Origin of the sequence: Ornithinibacter sp., assembly GCF_035443565.1 — a bacterium.
Lineage (GTDB): Bacteria > Actinomycetota > Actinomycetes > Actinomycetales > Dermatophilaceae > Fodinibacter.
The window spans coordinates 1-20,214 of the sequence record NZ_DAORSO010000038.1 but is presented as its reverse complement, the minus strand read 5'-3'; the positions used below and the strand labels follow the sequence as shown (position 1 = coordinate 20,214).

Annotated in this window: 16 protein-coding genes; 3 read left to right on the top strand and 13 right to left on the bottom strand. The window is 72.7% G+C overall.

All coding sequences use genetic code 11. From position 1 onward, the window contains the following. Positions 1-363: 363 nt before the first annotated feature. The 12 genes from PLL68_RS06400 to mraZ all read right to left on the bottom strand — a co-directional run bounded on the left by PLL68_RS06400 (position 364) and on the right by mraZ (position 14,629). Positions 364-1,116 carry a cell division protein FtsQ/DivIB gene (locus tag PLL68_RS06400; RefSeq protein WP_324532735.1) on the bottom strand — a complete coding sequence of 251 codons (753 nt, stop codon included), beginning with the start codon at positions 1,114-1,116 and terminating at the stop codon, positions 364-366. Beyond that, entirely contained in the window at positions 1,113-2,573 is a 1,461-nt protein-coding gene (gene murC, locus PLL68_RS06395; RefSeq protein ID WP_324532733.1) for a UDP-N-acetylmuramate--L-alanine ligase, read from the bottom strand. The genes PLL68_RS06400 and murC overlap by 4 nt, the downstream gene beginning before the upstream one ends. Before the next feature lie 2 nt (positions 2,574-2,575). Further along, positions 2,576-3,688: an undecaprenyldiphospho-muramoylpentapeptide beta-N-acetylglucosaminyltransferase gene (gene murG, locus PLL68_RS06390; RefSeq protein WP_324532730.1), complete on the bottom strand. Its 1,113-nt coding sequence runs from the start codon at positions 3,686-3,688 to the stop codon at positions 2,576-2,578. Next, positions 3,685-4,968 carry a putative lipid II flippase FtsW gene (gene ftsW / locus PLL68_RS06385; protein WP_324532729.1) on the bottom strand — a complete coding sequence of 428 codons (1,284 nt, stop codon included), beginning with the start codon at positions 4,966-4,968 and terminating at the stop codon, positions 3,685-3,687. The genes murG and ftsW overlap by 4 nt, the downstream gene beginning before the upstream one ends. A gap of 2 nt (positions 4,969-4,970) precedes the next feature. Then, on the bottom strand, positions 4,971-6,440 hold the full coding sequence (gene murD / locus PLL68_RS06380; RefSeq protein WP_324532727.1) for a UDP-N-acetylmuramoyl-L-alanine--D-glutamate ligase: 1,470 nt from the start codon (positions 6,438-6,440) through the stop codon (positions 4,971-4,973). Beyond that, entirely contained in the window at positions 6,437-7,519 is a 1,083-nt protein-coding gene (gene mraY / locus PLL68_RS06375) for a phospho-N-acetylmuramoyl-pentapeptide-transferase (RefSeq protein WP_324532725.1), read from the bottom strand. Before mraY ends, murD begins: the two co-directional genes overlap by 4 nt. Beyond that, entirely contained in the window at positions 7,516-8,934 is a 1,419-nt protein-coding gene (locus tag PLL68_RS06370; protein ID WP_324532723.1) for a UDP-N-acetylmuramoyl-tripeptide--D-alanyl-D-alanine ligase, read from the bottom strand. The genes mraY and PLL68_RS06370 overlap by 4 nt, the downstream gene beginning before the upstream one ends. Further along, positions 8,931-10,496, bottom strand: a complete 1,566-nt coding sequence (locus tag PLL68_RS06365) for a UDP-N-acetylmuramoyl-L-alanyl-D-glutamate--2,6-diaminopimelate ligase (protein WP_324532721.1) — start codon at positions 10,494-10,496, stop codon at positions 8,931-8,933. Before PLL68_RS06365 ends, PLL68_RS06370 begins: the two co-directional genes overlap by 4 nt. 11 nt (positions 10,497-10,507) lie before the next feature. After that, positions 10,508-12,361, bottom strand: a complete 1,854-nt coding sequence (locus PLL68_RS06360; RefSeq protein WP_324532719.1) for a peptidoglycan D,D-transpeptidase FtsI family protein — start codon at positions 12,359-12,361, stop codon at positions 10,508-10,510. Positions 12,362-12,516: 155 nt separating this feature from the next. Further along, positions 12,517-13,038, bottom strand: a complete 522-nt coding sequence (gene ftsL / locus PLL68_RS06355; RefSeq protein ID WP_324532717.1) for a cell division protein FtsL — start codon at positions 13,036-13,038, stop codon at positions 12,517-12,519. Next, positions 13,035-14,015 carry a 16S rRNA (cytosine(1402)-N(4))-methyltransferase RsmH gene (gene rsmH / locus PLL68_RS06350; RefSeq protein ID WP_324532715.1) on the bottom strand — a complete coding sequence of 327 codons (981 nt, stop codon included), beginning with the start codon at positions 14,013-14,015 and terminating at the stop codon, positions 13,035-13,037. The genes ftsL and rsmH overlap by 4 nt, the downstream gene beginning before the upstream one ends. Positions 14,016-14,185: 170 nt before the next feature. Then, positions 14,186-14,629 (bottom strand): division/cell wall cluster transcriptional repressor MraZ, encoded by a 444-nt coding sequence (mraZ, locus tag PLL68_RS06345; protein ID WP_324532713.1) that lies wholly within the window; start codon positions 14,627-14,629, stop codon positions 14,186-14,188. A 366-nt stretch (positions 14,630-14,995) separates the two neighbouring features. On the opposite strand from mraZ, the gene PLL68_RS06340 reads away from it, so the two are divergent. Genes PLL68_RS06340 through PLL68_RS06330 form a run of 3 tightly spaced genes read left to right on the top strand, consistent with a single transcriptional unit; the run spans position 14,996 to position 19,582 of the window. Further along, entirely contained in the window at positions 14,996-16,006 is a 1,011-nt protein-coding gene (locus PLL68_RS06340) for an AAA family ATPase (RefSeq protein WP_486656956.1), read from the top strand. Between the two features lie 7 nt (positions 16,007-16,013). After that, the gene (locus PLL68_RS06335; RefSeq protein ID WP_324532712.1) at positions 16,014-17,279 is read left to right on the top strand and encodes a DUF58 domain-containing protein; all 1,266 of its coding nucleotides are present in this window, start codon (positions 16,014-16,016) and stop codon (positions 17,277-17,279) included. Next, a complete protein-coding gene (locus tag PLL68_RS06330; RefSeq protein WP_324532710.1) occupies positions 17,276-19,582 on the top strand; it encodes a transglutaminase TgpA family protein in 2,307 nt (768 codons plus the stop codon). The genes PLL68_RS06335 and PLL68_RS06330 overlap by 4 nt, the downstream gene beginning before the upstream one ends. Before the next feature lie 60 nt (positions 19,583-19,642). Here PLL68_RS06330 and PLL68_RS06325 read toward each other — a convergent pair. After that, the coding region (locus tag PLL68_RS06325) for an RNA polymerase sigma factor (protein WP_324532708.1) at positions 19,643-20,214 on the bottom strand (572 nt) is incomplete at its 5' end.

Here is a 20,214-nt window from a genome sequence, read left to right as displayed (position 1 = left end):
GCGATGAACTCGACGCCCTTGAGGCCGACCTCGATCATCCGGTTGATGGCGTTGACACCACCGCCGCCGATGCCGACGACCTTGATGACGGCGAGGTAGTTCTGGGGTGCTGCCACGATGCGGGCCTTCCACTGGGTTTGAGCTCGGGTGTCGGCGCGAAACTCTCAACGTAAGGTTGACAGTCACACTCTGATGCGGTTCGATGGCACGACGCTAGGTCGGTCCTCGACCTCAGGCAAAGACGCGGCGGGCGTGTCGCGACATCCCCTGAGGAAATCCTCCCACGGGAATGGTCAACCGCCTCACCAGTCCCATGAGTCACACACGCACCATGACGTGCTGCGGTCCCCGGGTGGGAATCGATCAGCGAGTGACCGGGGTGTCCGGGGCGCTGACGTCGATGACCTTGGCCTGGGTGGGCAGCAGCGCCGTGAGGATGGCGACCTTGCGCACCGACTCCTCACCGCTGCCCCACACGACCGTGCGGTTGCCCAGGGCGAAGGTCACGAGGCTGGCGCTGCTCACCGTGATGCCCGACACCCGGCCGGCCATCTCGGGCGGGAGGGCGTCCAGGAGGGCGAGCGCCGACTGCAGCGCCTCGCGGGTGGCTCCCTGGGATCCACGGGCCGTCACGAGCGGGACACCCTTGGGCGCCGACCTCACCACCTTGAAGGCGACCCCCTCGGCATCCACAACCTCAAGTTGACCCTGAGGGTTCTTCACGACGATCGCCGGCGTTTGCAGCACGACGTCGACGGCCAGCGTGCTCGGCCACGACCGGCTCACCGAGACCTCGGCGACGGTGATCTGCTCGCGCACCCGCTCGGCGACGGCCTCGGTGTCCACACGGGCCAGGGGCGTGCCCGTCGGCACGTCCACGAGCTCGGCGACCGCGGTCGCCTCGGCCCCCGTCGCGCCGGAGACCTCGATGTCGGACACGCCGAGGAGCGTGCTCCACCCGAGCACCCAGACCAGCCCCGCGACGACGCCGGCAGCGCCCAGTGCGAGGAGCGCCCGTCGCCACGGGCGGCGGCGGTTGGCCAGCTCTCGCTCGCGGAAGCGACCCGCGGACGACGTCGCGGACCCACCTGCCGGCCGTTCGGTCCGAAGGCTCATGACGGCTCACCGCCGCTGCGGGCGCGCAGCGCCGCGAGCACCAGGGGTGCGAGCGCCGTGACGTCCCCGGCTCCCACGACGAGCACGAGGTCCCCGGGGGCGGCCGCTGCGGCGACGGCGGCGACGGCATCGTCGCGAGCAGTCCCGACGAGCACCGTCCGCTCCCCCGGCAGCGCCACCAGCGGGTCGCCGATCAACGACGAGCTGATGCCTTCGACCGGCGCCTCCCGGGCCCCGTAGACGTCCAGGAGGACGACCTGGTCCGCAGGTGCCAGCGCGGCGGCGAACTCGGCCGCGAAGTCCCGGGTGCGGGTGTAGAGGTGCGGCTGGAAGATGACGCGCACCGACCCGGTCCCGGCCCGGCGCACGAGCGCGGCCGCGGTGCCGACGACGGCCGCGACCTTCGGTGCGTTGTGCGCGTAGTCGTCGACGACGGTGACTCCCCCGACCTCGCCGCGTACCTCGAAACGGCGCCGGGCGCCGGCGAATCCGGCGAGGCCCACCAGCACGGCATCCGCTGCGGCCCCGAGCCCCTCGACCGCAGCGAGGTACGCCGCGCACGCGTCCATGACGTTGTGCTCACCGGGCACCGCGAGGTCGAGGATGCGCTCGACGCCGGCCACGACGAACGGGGACCGGGTGCCCAGTCCGTCGGGCTCGGTGCTCAGCACCTGCAGGTCGGCACCGGCCCGGTAGCCGTAGGTCACGACGTCCCGACCCCGGTCCCGGACCGCCCGGGCGAGGCGGCGCGACCCGGGGTCGTCCCAGCACGCGACGACGAGCCCGTCGGCGGGCACGGTGGAGACGAACTCGGTGTACGCCTGCTCCACCCGCTCGGCCGTGCCGTAGTAGTCGAGGTGGTCCGGCTGCACGTTGGTCACGACCGCGACGTCGGGGCGGTACGCGAGGAAGGATCCGTCGCTCTCGTCGGCCTCGACGACGAACGCGTCCCCCGAGCCGATCGCGGCGTTGGTGCCGAGCTGGGCGATCTCGCCACCGGACGCGAAGCACGGGTCGGCGCCGGCTGCCTCGAGGGCCACGACGAGCATCGACGTCGTCGTGGTCTTGCCGTTCGCGCCGGCAACCGCAACGCGCCGCGAGCCGGCCATGAGGGAGGCCAGGGCCTGGGAGCGGTGCAGCACCCGCAGACCCATGGTGCGGGCAGCGGCGAGCTCGAGGTTGTCGTCCCGGATCGCGGACGACACGACCACCGTGTCGACACCGGTCAGGTGGTCTGCGTCGTGGCCGACGTGCACGCGCGCCCCGAGCGAGCGCAGTACCTCCAGCGTGGGGCTGTCCGCGGCATCCGATCCGCTCACGGTCACACCCCGGGCCAGCAGGAGCCGGGCCACCGCGGACATGCCGGCACCCCCGATGGCGATGAGGTGCACGTGCCCGAGGTCGGCGAGCGGCACGGCGGGCGCGGTGACGTCGAAGCGCGGGGCGAGTGGCGCCATGCTCACCTCGTCACCCCCGGACGCGAGCCGCCGGCCGCTTCCAGGACGAGGTCGGCGAGCAGCTCGTCACCGCCCCGCTCCCCCACCGAGGCGGACGCCGCGGACATCGCCGCGAGCCTGCCGGGGTCGAGCGCGAGCGGGCCCACGACGTCACCGACCCACTGCGACGTCACGGCGGCGTCGTCGACGAGCAGGCCACCCCCGGCCGCGACGACGGCCGCGGCGTTGAGGCGCTGTTCCCCGTTGCCGATCGGCAGCGGCACGTAGAGGGCCGGCAACCCGACGGCCGTCAGCTCGCAGACCGTGTTGGCGCCCGAGCGGGCCACGACGAGGTCGGCCGCGGCGTAGGCGAGGTCCATGCGGTCGCAGTAGGCGAGCACGACGTACGGGGCCCCGGTCGCGCCCTGCGGCACGAAGTCCTTGCCCGTGCCCGCGACGTGGAGCACCTGGACCCCCTGCGCCGACAGCCCCGCCGCCGCGCCGGCGAAGGCGTCGTTGAGGCGCTGCGCACCGAGCGACCCCCCGGTGACGAGCACGGTCGGGGCGTCGGTAAGCCCGAAGTGCGCGCGCGCCTGCTCGCGGTGCGCCGCCCGGTCCAGGGTCGCGATCTCCCGTCGGAGCGGCATCCCCGTGACCGTCGCCCGAGGCAGCGCGGTGCCGGGGAAGGTGACCCCCACCCGGGCCGCGAGACGGGCGCCGAGCCGGTTGGCGATCCCGGGGCGCGCGTTCTGCTCGTGGACGACGATGGGGATGCCGTGGCGGCGGGCGGCGAGGTAGGCCGGGGTCGCGACGTACCCACCGAAGCCGACGACGACCTGCGCCCCGGTGCTCTCGATGGCGTCCTCGGCGGCCCGCACGGCCCGGCGCAGGTTGCGCGGGAGTCGCAGCAGGTCGCCGGACGGGCGACGCGGCAGGGGCACCTTGGGGACCTCCAGCATGGGGTAGCCGCGCTCGGGCACGAGGCGTGCCTCCAGCCCCGCCGCCGTGCCCAGCGCGGCGATGGCGACGTCGGGGTCGCGGCGGCGCAGGCAGTCCGCGAGGGCGAGCAGCGGTGAGACGTGCCCGGCCGTGCCTCCCCCGGCGAGCAGGACCGACCGCGGGGCGGCGGCGGTCACGTGCGTGCCCTGCGCCGCCGGCCGACGTCGGGAAGCACGGCCAGGGTGCGCCGGATCGCCGAAGGTCGCGCCGACAGCGCCTCGGCGCAGCCCGGTTCGGCCCGGGCGAACGAGAGCAGGATGCCGAGCGCGAACATCGTCGTGATGAGCGCCGACCCACCGGAGGAGACCAGCGGCAGCGGAACCCCGATGACGGGAAGCAGGTTGATGACGGCTCCGATGTTGATGACGGCCTGGATGATGATCCAGGTCATGATCCCGGCCGTCGCGACCCGCACGAAGAAGTCGTCGGTGCGGGAGACCAGCCGGTAGCAGGCCAGCGCGAGGGCCGCGAAGAGCGCCAGCACCCCGAGCGAGCCGGGGAGGCCGAGCTCTTCGCCGATGATCGCGAAGATGAAGTCGTTGTGCGGCTCGGAGAGCAGCCCCCACTTCTCCCGGCTCTGGCCCAGGCCGACACCGAGCCAGCCACCGTCGGCGAGGGCGTAGCGCCCGTGCAGCGGCTGGCGATAGGTACCGAACTCGTCGGTGTCCCGCCCGAGCCACACGTCGAACCGGCTCAACCGGTTGGCGCTGCTGAGGACGAACCACGCGACCCCCGCGACGAACGGCACCCCGGCGAAGGCGAACCAGCGCAGCGGGATGCCGGCCGCGAAGAGCACCCCGGCGACGATCGCCCCGAGGATGAGCACGGTGCCCAGGTCGTGCCCGAGAACCACTGCCCCCACGGCGACCGCGACGATGGGCACGAGGTAGGGCACGACGACGTGAGCGAGGGAGTGCAGGTGCTGGCGCTTCTTGGACAGCACGAGCGCACCGACGAGCACGAGACCGAGCTTGATGATCTCGGACGGTTGCACCGTGATCGGCCCGACCCGCAGCCAGTTCTGGTTGCCGTTGACGTTCTCACCGGTGAGGAGCACCAGCACCTGGAGCGTGACCCCCACGGCGAGGATCGGGAAGGCCAACGCCCGCCACGAACGCATCGGCAACCGGGAGGCGACGATGAGCGCGACGGCACCGATGGTCGCGAACACCGCCTGGCTGATGAAGATCGAGTAGGCCGAGGCACCCTCGGTTTCCTGGATGCTGACGATGGCCGAGGCCGAGAGCACCATGATCAGTCCGAAGACGACGAGGGCGACGGTGACTCCGACGAGGAGGTAGTACGTCGTCACCGGAGACTCGAACCGCCCCCACCAGCCACCCCCGTGGGCTGCGGGGGTCCCACTCGTGCTGGCGCGGGCACTCTTCGCGCGGGCCGGCGCGGTCGCGCTGCTCACGACTACTTCCCTGCGGCGAGCCGGCCGACCGCGCCGGCGAAGGCGTCACCGCGAGCGCCGTAGTCCGCGAACATGTCCATCGACGCGGCAGCGGGTGCGAGGAGCACGACGTCTCCCGCGTGCGCGAGCGCACGGGCCTCCCTCACGACCAGGTCCATGGCACCAGTGTCGGTGCGGTCGATGTCGACGACGGGGACATCGGGCGCGTGTCGGGCCAGTGCCTGCGCGATGGCGTCCCGGTCCCGGCCGATGAGCACCACACCACGCAGGTGGTCGGCCGCGGCCTCGACGAGGTCGTCGACGTCAGCGCCCTTGAGCAGACCGCCGGCGACCCACACGACGTTCTCGTACGCCGTGAGACTGGCCCGCGCGGCGTGCGGGTTGGTCGCCTTGGAGTCGTCGACGAACCGGATGCCGTCCACGGTCGCGACCTCGGCGATGCGGTGCGGCTCGGGGACGAAGGCGCGCAGCCCGGCGCGGACGGCGCCGGCGGGCACGCCGTGGGCGCGCGCCAGCGCCGCCGCCGCGAGGGCGTTGGCGACGAGGTGTGGAGCCGGACTCGGGCCGCCCCCGGCGAGGTCGTCCAGCGTCGCGAGCTCGGCAGCGGCGGTGCGGCGCTGCTCGACGAACGCGCGGTCTGCCAGGACGTCGCCGACGAGCCCGACCTCGGACAGCCCGGGCACCCCGAGCGTGAATCCGACGGCACGGCACCCGTCGCGGACGTCCGCGTCCTCGACGAGTCGCCTCGTGCGCTCGTCCTGCACGTTGTACACGCACGCGACCTCGGTGTTCGCGTACACCTTGCCCTTGGCCAGCGCGTACTCCTCGAGCGAGCCGTGCCAGTCGACGTGGTCGGGCGCGACGTTGAGGCAGGCCGAGGCCTGCGGTGCGATCGAGTGCGACCAGTGCAGCTGGAAGCTGGACAGCTCGACGGCGATGACGTCGAACGGCTCGGGGTGCACCACGGCCTCGAGGATCGGCGTGCCGACGTTGCCGGCGCTGCACGCCCGCAGCCCCGCGGCGCGCAGGATCGAGGTGAGCATCTGCACGGTCGTCGTCTTGCCGTTGGTGCCGGTGACGGTCAGCCACGGGGCGGCACCGTGTTCGGGGCGCATCCGCCACGCGAGCTCGACCTCCCCCCAGACGGGGATGCCCGTGGCGGCGGCCTCCGCGAGCAGGCTCTGGTCGGGGCGCCAGCCCGGGGAGGTGACGACGAGGTCGAGGGGCGTGCCCGGCATCCGGGCGACGGCGTCGGGCCCGAACGCGAGCTCGGCGCCGAGGATGTCCAGGATCCGGGCTCGTTCCGCGAGCACCCCGCTCGGCTGCGCGCCGTCGACGACGAGGACGTGGGCGCCGCGCTCGAGCAGGGCGTCGGCCGCCGCGAAGCCGCTGACACCGAGACCGGTGACGAGGACGCGCAGGCCGGCCCAGGGCGCGTCACGGTGGGTCAGGGAGGAGAGCCGGTCGCTCATCCGGCGCCCACGACCCACTCGGCGTAGAACAGCCCGAGACCGAGCGCGACGAAGAGCCCGGCGACGATCCAGAACCGGATGACGATCGTGACCTCCTGCCAGCCGAGCAGCTCGAAGTGGTGTTGCAGGGGCGCCATGCGGAACACCCGTTTCCCGGTCGTCTTGAAGCTCGCGACCTGGATGATGACGGAGAGCGTGATGGTGACGAACAGACCCCCGAGGATGACGACGAGCAGCTCGGTGCGGGTGAGGATCGCCAGGCCGGCGAGCCCACCGCCGAGGGCCAGCGACCCGGTGTCGCCCATGAAGATCTTGGCCGGCGAGGCGTTCCACCACAGGAAGCCGAAGCAGGCCCCCATGCCGCAGGCCGCGACGATCGCGAGGTCGTGTGGGTCGCGCACCTCGTAGCACTTCGTGCCCGGGTTCCACTGGCAGTTCTGGTTGAACTGCCAGATGCCGATGAGCACGTACGCGGCGAACACCATGACCGAGGCGCCGGTCGCGAGACCGTCGAGGCCGTCGGTGAGGTTCACGCCGTTCGAGGTGCCGGCGACGATGATGTTGGCCCAGATGACGAAGAGGATGACCCCGATGAGGGGCCCGGCGAAGGCCAGGTCGAGGCTCGTGTCGCGCACGAACGACACCGAGGTCGACGCCGGGGTGCGGAAGGCGTCGTTGGGGAACTGCAGGGCCAGGATCGCGAAGGTCACGGCGACGAGGGTCTGCCCGGCCAGCTTCTCACCCGAGCGCAGCCCGAGGCTGCGCTGGTTCCTGATCTTGATGAAGTCGTCGAGGAACCCGACGAAGCCGAGCCCGGTCATGAGGAAGAGCACCAGCAGGCCGCTCACGGTGGGTCTCTGACCGGTGACGAGGTGCGCCACCCCGTAGGCGATGAGCGAGCTCAGGACGATGACCGCCCCACCCATCGTCGGGGTGCCGCGCTTGGTGTGGTGGCTCGTCGGACCGTCGTCGCGGATGAACTGGCCGTACCCCTTGCGGACGAGGAAGCGGATGAACAGCGGCGTGCCGAGGAGCGCGATGACGAGCGACACGACGCCGGCGATGAGCACAGCCCTCACGTCAGCTCCTCCTCGTCCTGCGCCAGTCGGTCACCGAGCAACCGTAGTCCCGCGTCACGGCTGGACTTGAACAGCACGACGTCGCCGGGGCGCAGTTCCTCGCGCAGCAGGGCCTCCGCGGCCCCCGCGTCGGGGACGGTGCGCACGGCCGTCGCCGTACCGCGGCCCGCCGCGAGCGCGTCCCGGGCTCCCACCGCCAGGGATGCCGCCGCCTCACCGACGACGAGCAGCTCACCGACACCGTGGTCGACGACGTCGGCACCGACCTGCGCGTGCAGGGTCTCGGACTCCGGCCCGAGCTCGAGCATCGTGCCGAGCACGGCCCACGTGCGCCGACCTCGCCCCATCCGCGCCAGCGCCGTGAGGGCGGCGTGCATCGAGTCGGGGTTGGCGTTGTAGGCGTCGTTGACCAGGGTCACGCCGTCGGCCCGCTCCACGACCTCCATCCGCCAGCGGCTCACCGGCCGGGCGGCCTCGAGGGCGCTGCACACCGCGTCGAGCGGCATCCCGAGCTCGGTGGCGACGGCGATGACCGAGAGCGCGTTGCCGACGTGGTGACGGCCGACCAGGCCCAGGCCCACGGCGCGGGTTGCGGACGGCGTGTGGACGGTGAACGAGGCCCGGCCCCCGTCGTCGAGGACGACGTCGCCGGCCCGCACGTCCGCGTCGTCCGCCTCGCCGACGAGGACGACGCGCGCGGTCGTGACGGCCGACATGGCGCGCACGGCCGGGTCGTCCGCGTTGAGCACGGCCAGGCCGTCGGACGGCAGCGCCGCGACGAGCTCGGACTTGGCGGTCGCGATCGCGGCCCGGCCCCCGAACTCCCCCACGTGCGCCGTTCCGACGTTGAGCACCACCCCGATCCGTGGGGGCGCCATCCTCGTGAGGTACTCGACGTGGCCGATGCCCCGGGCCCCCATCTCGACGACGAGGTACCGGGTGTCGGCGGCGACCCGACACACCGTGAGCGGCACTCCGACCTCGGAGTTGTAGGACCCGACCGGGGCGACCGTGGGCCCGGCCGTGGCGAGCACGGTGCCGAGCAGGTCCTTGGTGCTCGTCTTGCCCGACGAGCCGGTGATGCCGATGACCTGCAGGTCGGGACTGCGCCGCACGACCTCCCTGGCCAGGGCGGCGAAGGCGTCCTGGGTGTCGTCGACGACCACGCACGCGACGCCGTCCACCGCCCGCGTGGCGAGCACGGCGACGGCTCCCCGGGCCACGGCATCCGGCACGAAGTCGTGGCCGTCGGCCTGCTCGCCGACCCGGGCGACGTACAGCCCGCCGGGCCCGGCCTCACGCGAGTCGGTGACGACGGGGCCGTCGACGACGAGCGTGTGCGGGTCGACGCCGGCCGGCGCGACGACGGCCCCACCGACGGCTTGCGCGACCTCGGCCATGGTGAGCGCGATCATTCGGGGGTCCCCGACGCCGCGAGGTGCAGGGCCTGGGCGAGCTCGGCCCGGTCGTCGAAGGGGTGCACGACGCCCGCGATCTCCTGGCCGCTCTCGTGACCCTTGCCGACGACGGCGACGGTGGCCGACTCACCCTGTCCCCACACCGCAGCCACGGCCTCGCGGATCGCCTGCCGCCGGTCACCGACCTCGAGGACCCGGATGCCGTGGCGCCCCGCAGCGCGCGCGGCAGCCACCCCCTCGAGCAGGGCGGCGCGGATCGTGCCCGGGTCCTCCGACCGCGGGTTGTCGTCGGTGACGACGACGAGGTCGGCGACCTCGGCCGCGGCGGTCCCCATGGCGTGCCGCTTGTCGCGGTCGCGGTCACCCCCGGCGCCCGTGACGACGACCAGGCTCCCCGGGGTGCTCGGGCGCAGCGCGGTCAGGGCCGCGCGGATCGCCTCGGGGGTGTGGGCGTAGTCGACGAGGGCGCGCGGGGCGCCCCGGGGCCCTGCGACCGCCTCCATGCGGCCCGGGACGTGCGGGTCGGTGAGCACGGCCGCACCGACGGCCGCGGCGTCCTCGCCGAGCAGGACGAGCGCAGCGGCCGCCATGGCGGTGTTGGTGACGTTGAAGTCGCCCGGCAGCCTCGACCTCAGGTGGAGGTCGACCCCGGGGCCGGTGAGCCGGAAGGCTGCCGGATCGGCGTCGTCGACGGTGATCAGCCAGGTCGCCTCGGGTGCTCCGTCACGTGCCGCCCCGGCGTGGACCGTGGCGATCGTCTCGACGGGGATGCCGGCCTCGCGGGCCAGGCGCCGCCCCCAGTCGTCGTCGACGCAGACCAGCCCGCGCCGGGCGCGCTGCGGGGTGAACAGCGACGCCTTCGCCGCGAAGTAGTCGTCCATCCCGTCGTGGAAGTCGAGGTGGTCCTGGCTGAGGTTGGTGAAGAGCACGACGTCGTAGACCACCCCGTCGACCCGGTGCTGTGCCAGGGCGTGGCTCGAGACCTCCATGACGCAGGTGCGCAGGCCCCGCTCGGCCATCACCGCCAGGACCGCGTGGAGTTCTGGGGCCTCGGGCGTGGTGCGCACGCTGCCCAGTCGTTCGTCGCCGATGCGCGTCTCGACGGTGCCGATGAGCCCGGTGCCCTCACCGAGTGCGGTGAGCGCCGAGTGCACGAGGTAGGCCGTGGTCGTCTTGCCGTTGGTCCCGGTGATGCCGAGCATGCGCAGCGTGAGGTGGTCGGTGCCGAGGACCCGGGCCGCGACCGACCCGAGCACGGCCCGCGGCTCCTGGACCACGAGCAGGGGCAGGTCGACCGAGGAGTCCCGCACCCGGCGCGCCCCGACGGCATCCGTGAGCACGGCGAGCGCTCCGGATGCCGCGGCGGCCGCGACGAAGTCGGCGCCGTGGGCTCGCGCGCCCGGGAGGGCTGCGTAGAGGTCCCCCGGCAGCACGGAGCGCGAGTCGAGGGTGACACCCGTGACGCAGACGTCCGGAAGGTCGGCTGCGGGTGCTCCGAGCAGGTCCGCGAGGGCTCGGATCGAGGTGCTGCGCAGCGCTGTCGGTCGAGGTACGGCCACGTCGCAGCACCCTACCCGGCGCTGCGCTTGCGGCCGTCGCGCAGCAGGGTCGGGTCGGCGAGCGCCTCCTCCGGGGAGACCTTGATGGTGATCTCGGCGGGCTTCGCGCCGGTCGGCGGGATCTTCAGCTCCTGCAGCGCGTAGGTCGCGACGTCCTTGAACACCGGCCCGGCGACGGGGCCACCGAAGAACGGTTGGATCGGCTTGTGCACGATGACGGCGACGACGATCTGCGGGTCGTCGGCCGGTGCGTACCCGATGAAGCTCGCGGTGCGTCCGCTGTACTTCTTGGCAGCGACGTCGTAGTAGTCGGCCGTCCCGGTCTTTCCGGCCACCCGGTAGCCGGGGATCATGGCCTCCTGGGCGGTGCCCTCGCCGCTCACCACACCCTCGAGCATCTTGCTCACGTCGTTCGCGGTCTGCTCGGACACCACGCGGGTGGTCGCCGACCTCGGGGTCGGTGTCACGGTGCCGTCTGCGGCGGTGAGGCTCTCGACGAGCCGGGGGGCGACCCGCACACCGCCGTTGGCGATGGTCTGGAACACCGATGCGGCCTGGATCGCCGTGACCGACAGCCCCTGCCCGAAGGCGACCGTCTTGGCCTGGGTCCCGCTCCACGTCTCGGACGGTGAGAGCAGGCCCTTGGCCTCCCCCGGGTAGCCGGTCCCGGAGCGCTGGCCGAGGCCGAACTTGCGGAAGTAGGACTCGAGGGTCTTCGACGTCATCGTCTCGCTGACGAGGACCGTGCCGATGTTGCTCGACTCGGCGAGGGTGCCGGCGACCGTGCGGTACAGGGTGGGGTGGTCGTGGCTGTCCTTGAAGGACGCGTCGAAGCGCGTGAGCCGGTTGGGGATGATGACCGGCGTCGACGGTGTCACCGTGCCCTCCTCGAGCGCGGCGGCGATGGTCATGATCTTCGACGTCGACCCCGGCTCGAACACGTCGGAGAAGGCGACGTTGCCGAGCTTGGCGCCCTTCTTGCCGACGTCGGTGTTCGGGTCGAAGGTGGGGTAGGACGCGACGCTCAGCAGGTTGCCGTTCTTGGCGTCCATGATGACGACGGTGCCCGACTTCGCCCCCGTGTCCCTGATCCGTGCCGCCAGGGAGTTCTGGGCGTACCACTGCAGGCCGGAGTTGATCGTGAGCGTCACGTCGTTGCCGTCGACGGCCGGGACGAGCGAGCTCTCCCCCACCGGGATGATCGTGCCGTCACGGCCCTGCTCGAACGTCTGCCTGCCGGGGGTGCCCTCGAGGTGGTCCTTGACCATGAGCTCGACCCCACCGCCGGGCTCGCCGTCGGCGGTGACGTACCCGACCAGGGCTGCGGTGGTCGTGCCCTGCGGGTAGATGCGCTCGGAGCGGGTCTCGCGGCGGTCGCGGTAGATGCCGGGGATGCCGAGGTCGGAGATCGCGTTCCACGTCACCGGGGTGATGTCGCGGCTGAGGATGACGTAGCGCTTGCTCCCGGTCAGCGTCGGCACGAGCTCGGCCACCGTGGTGCCGAGCAGCGGTGCGAGCTCGGTCGCCGCCTGCTGCACGGCCTGCGCCGAGGTCTCGGGGTTGCACGTGTCCTTCTTCGTGCCGAAGGTGCACACGGCCTGCTGGTCAGCGACGACGACCTCGCGCACGGCACTCGCGGCCAGCACGGTGCCGTCCGCGGCGAGGATCCGGCCGCGCATCGCCGGGATGATCTGGGCGGCGGCGCGCTTGCTCTGGGCCTCCTCGGCCACGGCGTGCGCGTCGAAGCCCTGGATGCGCACGAGCTGGGCACCGAAGACGCTGAGCACGAACAGGCTCGCCACCGTGAGGAAGCGCATCCGGCGACGCGGGTTGGCCACGGGGGTGGTCGGGGGTGCTGCCGGCACGCGACGGGTTGCCGCCTTGGGCCTGGCCGTCGGCTTGGGCCCGGCCGTCGGCGTGCGACGGGTCGTCGGCGTGCGCCCGGGCGCCGGGGTGCGCCGGGGTGCCGGGGCAGCACCGGGCCGCCCACGCCCGGAGGGCGGTGGCGTCCTGCGCTGCGTCACGGGCTCTCCGTCGTGGTGGGCGTGGGCGTCGGCGGCGTGCTGGCGGTGGTGCCGGCCTTCGGGACGGCGACCGTCGGCGGTGGCGCAGCCGTCTCGGTCACCACGCTAAACGTGCTGTCCTGCGGGGCCGGGTCCGCCACGCCGAGCACGGCGCCGTCGGACAGTCGCAGGAAGACGGGCGTCGCGGCGGGCACCATGCCGAGCTCACGGGCCCGCTTCGCGAGCGGCCCGGGACCCCTCACGGCATCCAGCGCGTGGCGCAGCGAGTCCTGGTGGTCGGTGAGCTCGTCGGACCGGTGCTGCAGGTCGCGCAGCGTGTAGGACCCCTTGGCCATGGCCGTGTTGAGCATGAGCACGGCGACGAAGCCCCCGAGGAGCAGCGCGACGCACAGGGCGAGGAACGCGCCGTTGCCGCGGACCTCCGGTGGCGCCACCACCTTGAGCTGGCGAGGGGCCGCCGCGGTGGCCCGGCGAGGGCTGGTGCGCGGAAGCGGCCTGGCCGGTGCGAGCTGGCTCATGCTGATGCTCCGTTCGAGGGCGTGAGTCGTTCGGCGGCCCGCAGCCGGGCCGAGGCGGATCGGGGGTTGTCCTGCTGCTGCTGGTCGTCCGGCACTTCCGCTCCCCGGGTGAGCAGCCGCAGGTAGGGCGCGAGCTCGGGCAGCTCGACCGGCATCCCGGCCGGGGTGCGGCTGTGCGCTCCCCGGGCGAATGCCTGCTTGGTGATGCGGTCCTCGAGCGAGTGGTAGGACAGCACCGCGATGCGCCCACCCGGCGACAGGACGTCGATGGCGGCGGCGACCGCACGCTCCCAGACCGCGAGCTCGGCGTTGACCTCGATGCGCAGGGCCTGGAACGTGCGCTTGGCCGGGTGGCCGCCGCTGCGCTGCGAGGCGGCCGGGACGGCGGTGCGCAGCACCTCGACGAGCCGGGCCGAGGTGGTGAACGGCTCCTTCTCGCGCTCGCGAACGACGGCGGAGGCGATGCGTCCGGCGAAGCGTTCCTCGCCGTAGGTCTTGAGGATGCGGGCGAGCTCGCCGTGCGAGTACGTGTTGAGCACCTCGGCCGCGGTGATGCCGGTCGACTGGTCCATCCGCATGTCGAGCGGCGCGTCGTGGCGGTAGGCGAAGCCGCGCTCCGGTTCGTCGAGCTGGAGCGAGGAGACGCCGAGGTCGAACAGGATGCCGTGTGCGACACCGTCGGCGTGCTCGGCGACGACGTCGGCGATCTCGTCGTAGACGGCGTGGACACCGAGGAAGCGGTCACCGAAGCGGGCCAGCCGCTCACCGGCGAGCGCCAGGGCCTCCTCGTCGCGGTCGACCCCGATCACCCGGGCGGCCGGGCACCGCTCCAGGATCGCCTCGGCGTGGCCACCCATCCCGAGCGTGCCGTCGATGCACACCGCACCCTGCGCGGACAGCGCCGGTGCGAGGAGGTCGACGATGCGGTCCCGCAGCACCGGAACGTGCCGCTCGGCGGCATCTCCTGCGCTGCTCATCGTGGTCCTTCGGGTCGGCGGTGCTGGGGTGGTGGTGGTCGTGGGGTGGTGGGTGGTGGTGCTGGTCGACCCGGCTGCTGGTCCCCATCCGATCCGGGCCCGGCACGGGGGAAGTCGTGTCGGGATCGGGTCGGCTGGAGGCCGGCGGTCGGGTCGGTGCGCGCTGCGGGTCAGAGTCCGGGGACCGCCTCCTCGGTCTCGACCGAGTACGTCGAGTAGGCCGGCATGACCTCGTCGAGGTAGGCCTCCCACCGGGCGGTGTCCCAGACCTCGAGGCGGCTGCCGTTGCCGATGACCGTGCACTCGCGGTCCAGGCCGGCGTAGCTGCGCAGCGGGGCCGGGATGGTGACGCGGCCCTGGCGGTCCGGGGTGTCGGAGTGAGCACGAGCGCGGAACACGCGCACGATGTCGCGCACGTTCTTCGACGAGCTGGGCGCGGCCGCCATCTGGGCGGAGATGCGGTGGAACTCCGCGGTGGGGAACACGTAGAGGCAGTTCTCCTGCCCCGTGGTGATGACCAGTCCCTCGGAGAGGTCAGCGCGGTAGCGCGCCGGGAGGAAGAGCCGGCCCTTCTCGTCGAGCCGGGGCGTGTGGGTGCCCAGGAACTCCTGCACTGGCGCCACCTCCTCGACCCGTCGTTACGCCCCCGGACTCACCGGATTCCCCCACATTACTCCACCAGCGCTCCACATCACCCCGACTTTGCGGTCCAATCGTGCGAATCTCGGACATTTCTGCAGGTCATCAACGGTGGTGCAAAGTGGAGGGCTTCCACCGACCCAAGCCGACACGGCATCCGGAGTCAGAGGTCGACCCGGCGGCAACTCGCCGTCGCGCGTGTCGAACCTTGTGCCGGGGAGCGGGCGGGAGCGTGCAGGCCCCTCCCACGGCGCCGCCTCGTGAGGCAGGATCGAGGGCACCGAAGACCACACACCGATCGTTGGGCGGACACCGACGACGAAGGGACCACCGTGAGCGAGCTGGACGACCATCGACGAACCGCACAGGACGACGACACCGCGGTAGGGCCCACGCGCGGCGCCTCCCTCGACACGGTGCTCCAGGTGTCGGCCTCGCTCGCCGCCGCGATGAACTCGGTCATCGAGGGCAAGCAGGCCGTCGTCCGCACGGCGATCACCGTGCTGCTCGCCGAGGGGCACCTGCTCATCGAGGATGTCCCCGGCGTCGGGAAGACCCTGCTCGCCAAGACCCTCGCCCGCACCATCGACTGTCGGGTGCGTCGTGTGCAGTTCACCCCGGACCTGCTGCCGAGCGACATCACCGGCGTCTCGGTGTTCAACCAGGACGTACGGGACTTCGAGTTCCGCCCCGGCGCGATCTTCGCCAACGTCGTCGTCGGGGACGAGATCAACCGCGCCTCACCCAAGACCCAGAGCGCCCTGCTGGAGTCGATGGAGGAGGCCCAGGTCACCGTCGACGGCACGACCTACGCGCTCCCCCGCCCGTTCATCGTCATGGCCACCCAGAACCCGATCGAGATGGAGGGCACCTACCCGCTCCCCGAGGCCCAGCGCGACCGCTTCATGGCGCGCATCTCGATGGGTTACCCCTCCGCCCGGGCCGAGCTCGACATGCTCGACCTGCATGGCGGGGTCTCACCCCTCGAGGCGCTCCAACCGGTCACCGACGCGGCGACAGTCTCCGCGATGGTCCGGGCCGTCCGCGAGGTGCACGCCTCACCGTCGGTGCGCCAGTACCTCGTCGACCTCGCGCACGCGACCCGCTCGAGCAGTGCCCTGCGCCTCGGCGCCTCGCCCCGGGCCACGATCCACCTCCTGCGGGCCTCGCGGGCCCACGCCGCGCTGGCCGGACGCGACCACGTGCTGCCCGACGACGTCCAACAGGTGGCCGTCGCCGTGCTCGCCCACCGACTCATCCCGACCGGCGAGACCCAGATGGCCCACCGGAGCACCGCCGACGTCGTGAGTGACCTGCTCCAGCGCGTCCGGGTGCCGGCCCCGACCCGCTGAGGCCCCGGTGAACGCCGTCCGTCGGTCCCTGACCACCCGAGGTGCCTCGTTCGTCGGCGCGGCCGTGGTGCTGCTGGCGACCGGCATCCTCCTCGGCCAGCCCGACGTGACGCGCATCGGCGTGCTGCTCATCGCGCTGGTCGCGATGGCCCTGTTCCTCGTGAGACGCCACGGCCTCGAGCTGGAGGTGGTGCGCACCGCGGTGCCTGCCCGCATCGCCATCGACGAACGCGCCGTGGTGACGGTGCGGGTGCGCAACGGTGAGGCGACGGCATCCCCGGTCGTCATGGCCGAGGAGTCCATCGACTACGCGCTCGGTGACCGGCCACGGTTCGTGCTGCCCTCACTGCGCCCCGGCGAGTCTCAGGAGGTGCAGTACACCGTCCGCTCGCACAGCCGGGGCGTCCACCGCATCGGTCCGCTCGGCATCCGGGTTCGGGACCCGTTCGGCCTCACGCTGCGCAGCGCCGCCGTCAGTGGCGACGCCGAGGTCGTCGTGCTCCCCCGGGTCCTCCCTCTGCCGGGCGCGCGGTCCCTGGGCAGCGGCATCGGCTCGGAGGGGTCGGTGCCCCACATGGTCGCGCTCCACGGTGAGGACGACCAGACCGTGCGCGAGTACCGCGACGGCGACGACCTGCGCCGCATCCACTGGCCCGCGACCGCACGCACCGGCGAGCTCATGGTGCGCCAGGAGGACCGGCCCGCGAAACGTCGAGCCGTCGTCATCCTCGACTCACGGAGGAGCGGCCACGGGGGCACCGGGCGCAGCAGCTCGCTGGAGTGGTGCGTCACCATGGCGGCCTCCGTCACGGCCCACGTCGTCGACGCCGGGTACGCCGTGCACCTGGTCACCGCCGACCCCGGCTCCGACACCGGCATCCACCACGACGAGTCCCACGACGCCGGGCTGGAGACGCTGGCGCGGGTGACCCTGCGGTCCGACGACAGCCTGCGCGCGGTGCTGCATGCCGCGAGCGTCCTGACCTCGCAGGGGGGCCTGGTGGTGTACATCGGGGGCCCGCTCGGGGACACCGACGTTCGCACGCTCGCCGCCCTGCGCCAGCCCGGGTCGACCGGAGCGGCGATGGTCATCGACCCCCGAGCCTTCACGGGTCGGCAGCGCGCCGGGTCGGACGCCGACACCACCCTGGCGGAGACGACCGTCGCCGGACTGCGCTCCTCGGGGTGGGTGGCCACCGTCGTCGACGGCCAGACGACACCACCAGTCGCCTGGGGAGTACTCGTCGGAGCGCCTGCCGTGGGGGCCCGGTGAACCGGACCAGGCCCGTCGAGGCACTCCTCGCGGCACTCGCGACCATCGCGGTGACGCTGCCCGTGACGACCCTGTTCACGCCGGGCACGTGGTTCCGCCCGAGCGTCGTCCTCGTGCTCGTCGTGGCAGTCACCGGTATGGGGCTGCGCCGCGTGACGTCCCAGCGGCCCCTCGTCGTGGTCGGCCAGGGCACCGCCCTGGTGTACGCCGCGGCGCTGCTCCACGGCCGCGGGCACCTGTGGGCCGACCTCGTGCCGACCACGGAGACCGGGCAGGCGTTCGGCATCCTGCTGACCCAGGCCCTGGAGACGGTGACCATCTCGTCGGCGCCGGCTCCGTCCGACCGCGGCACGATCCTCGCGATCAGCCTGCTCGTCGGGCTCACGGCGCTGGCGGTCGACGCGATCGGGGTGACGTACCGCAGCCCCGCGCTGGCCGGCATCCCCCTGCTGTCGGCCTTCCTGGGGTCCGCCACCAACTCCGGTGACGGGTTGGCGGCGTGGTATGCCGTCCCGGCGGCGCTGTGCTGGCTGGCCCTGATGGGCCGGCAGTCCGTGGGTTCGTTGCGCGCCTGGGGCACGTCGGCTCCGGGCACGGCCGGGCGGGCAGGTGCCGATCCGGAGACCGCGTTCACGACGACGGGCCGCATCGTCGGGGTGGCCGCCCTCGCGGCCGCGGTCGTCGTGCCCGCCCTGGTGCCCCACCTGCCGACGACGTTCATCGCGGACGGGCTCGGCCAGAGCAGTGACGCTCGCGGTGGCGGACCCGGGTCGAACGTGCAGCTGTCGTCGACCGTGGACATCGCCCGTGACCTCGAGAGCCGGTCCGACGCACCCGTGCTGCGGTTCCGCACGAGCTCTGACGAGCTCCAGCCGTTGCGGGTCGGGATCCTCGACAGCTACCGCCGGGGGCAGTGGCAGGCCTCGCAGGAGTTCGCCTTCGTCCCGATCGACGGCCAGATCCCGCCGCCGCTCGCCGGGCCGGACGTGCCGCGGCGCGTCGAACGCCTCGAGGTGACCGACAACACGGTCGGGGTTCCCCAGGTCGCCCTGCCGGCCGGCACGGTCGAGACGTCGTTCGCGGACGGCACGTGGAACGTCACCGTCGGCGGGGTCGTGCAGGTCACCGCCCCCGTCGGCTCGTACTCGGCCGAGTTCGTCGAGCTCGATCCGCAGGTCGAGCAGTTCGCCACCGAGGACGATCCCGACCTGCTCGGTATCGACCGCGCCACCCTCGAGGTCGACCGGCGCTCCGAGGACGAGGTGCGGGCGCTGCTCGCCGAGCTCACCGACGACGGTGACTCCGCACTGGAGGTGGCCCGCTCCGTGCAGGCGTACCTGCGCAGCTCGCAGTTCACCTATTCGCTCGACCTCGCCGAGGACGACGGCACGCTCCCCGCGGACCCGTTGTCCCGGTTCCTGGAGACCAAGCGCGGTTACTGCGTGCAGTTCAGCACCGCGATGATCATGCTCTCGCGCGCAGCCGGCATCCCGGCCCGGATGGCGGTGGGCTTCCTGCCCGGGGTGCCCGACGGGAACGAGCGCGTCGTGCGGGTCAGCGACGCGCACGCGTGGCCGGAGCTGTACTTCCCCCAGCTCGGCTGGGTGCGCTTCGAGCCCACCCCCGCGACCCAGAGCAACGCCGCTCCCGACTACAGCCTGGAGCCCACGGACCCGGCTGCGACCGCGAGCCCGACGCCGAGCGCGACGACGCCCACCTCGAGCGCAGCCCCGTCCGCGGCGCCCACCCGAGACCTCACCGACACCGGCGGGCTGGGTGGCGCTGACACCGGTGGCTTCTCGATCGTGCGGTTCGTGTCCGACAACGCGCTGGCCCTGCTCGCGGTCCTGGTCGCGGTGCTCGCGGTGTCAGCCGTCCCGTTCGGTGCCTGGCTGGCGCGGCGGAGGTCTGCTCGAGCGGCGCGCGACGACGCCGACCGGGTCGAGGCCCAGTGGCAGTCACTGCTGCTCCGACTGCAGGACATCGGCTACGTCCCACCGGACGGGGCCACCCCCCGACAGGCGTCGCGCCAGATCGGGCGTGCGGCCTACCTGACCCCGGACGAGAACGAGGCGCTCGGCCGCGTGGTGGCCACGGTGGAGCTGGCGCGCTACGCCCGACCTGGCACGGAACTGGGCGACGTCACTGACGACGCCCAGGCGGTCTGGCGCGGGGCGTTGTCGCGGCGGCGACGGCTGGACCAGGCGCGGGCACTGCTGCTGCCGGCCGAGGGCCGCGGCCTGTGGCGCAGCGTGCTGCGGTTCGGGCGGCCTGCGTCGGCCGACAAGGACACCGACGAGTAACGCGACGGCCCCACCATCGCGCAGATGGTGGGGCCGTCGTGGTGTCGCGACTGGGACGACTCAGTCCAGGTAGTCGCGCAATGCCTGGCTGCGGCTCGGGTGGCGCAGCTTGCTCATCGTCTTGGACTCGATCTGGCGGATCCGCTCGCGGGTCACGCCGTAGACCTTGCCGATCTCGTCGAGCGTCTTCGGCTGGCCGTCGGTGAGGCCGAAGCGCATCGAGACGACGCCAGCCTCACGCTCGGACAGCGTGTCGAGCACCGAGTGCAGCTGCTCCTGCAGGAGCGTGAAGCTCACGGCATCCGCCGGGACGACGGCCTCGGAGTCCTCGATGAGGTCACCGAACTCGCTGTCGCCGTCCTCGCCGAGCGGGGTGTGCAGCGAGATCGGCTCGCGGCCGTACTTCTGGACCTCGACGACCTTCTCGGGCGTCATGTCGAGCTCCTTGGCGAGCTCCTCGGGGGTGGGCTCGCGACCCAGGTCCTGGAGCATCTGGCGCTGCACGCGGGCGAGCTTGTTGATGACCTCGACCATGTGCACCGGGATACGGATGGTGCGGGCCTGGTCGGCCATGGCGCGGGTGATGGCCTGACGGATCCACCACGTCGCGTACGTCGAGAACTTGTAGCCCT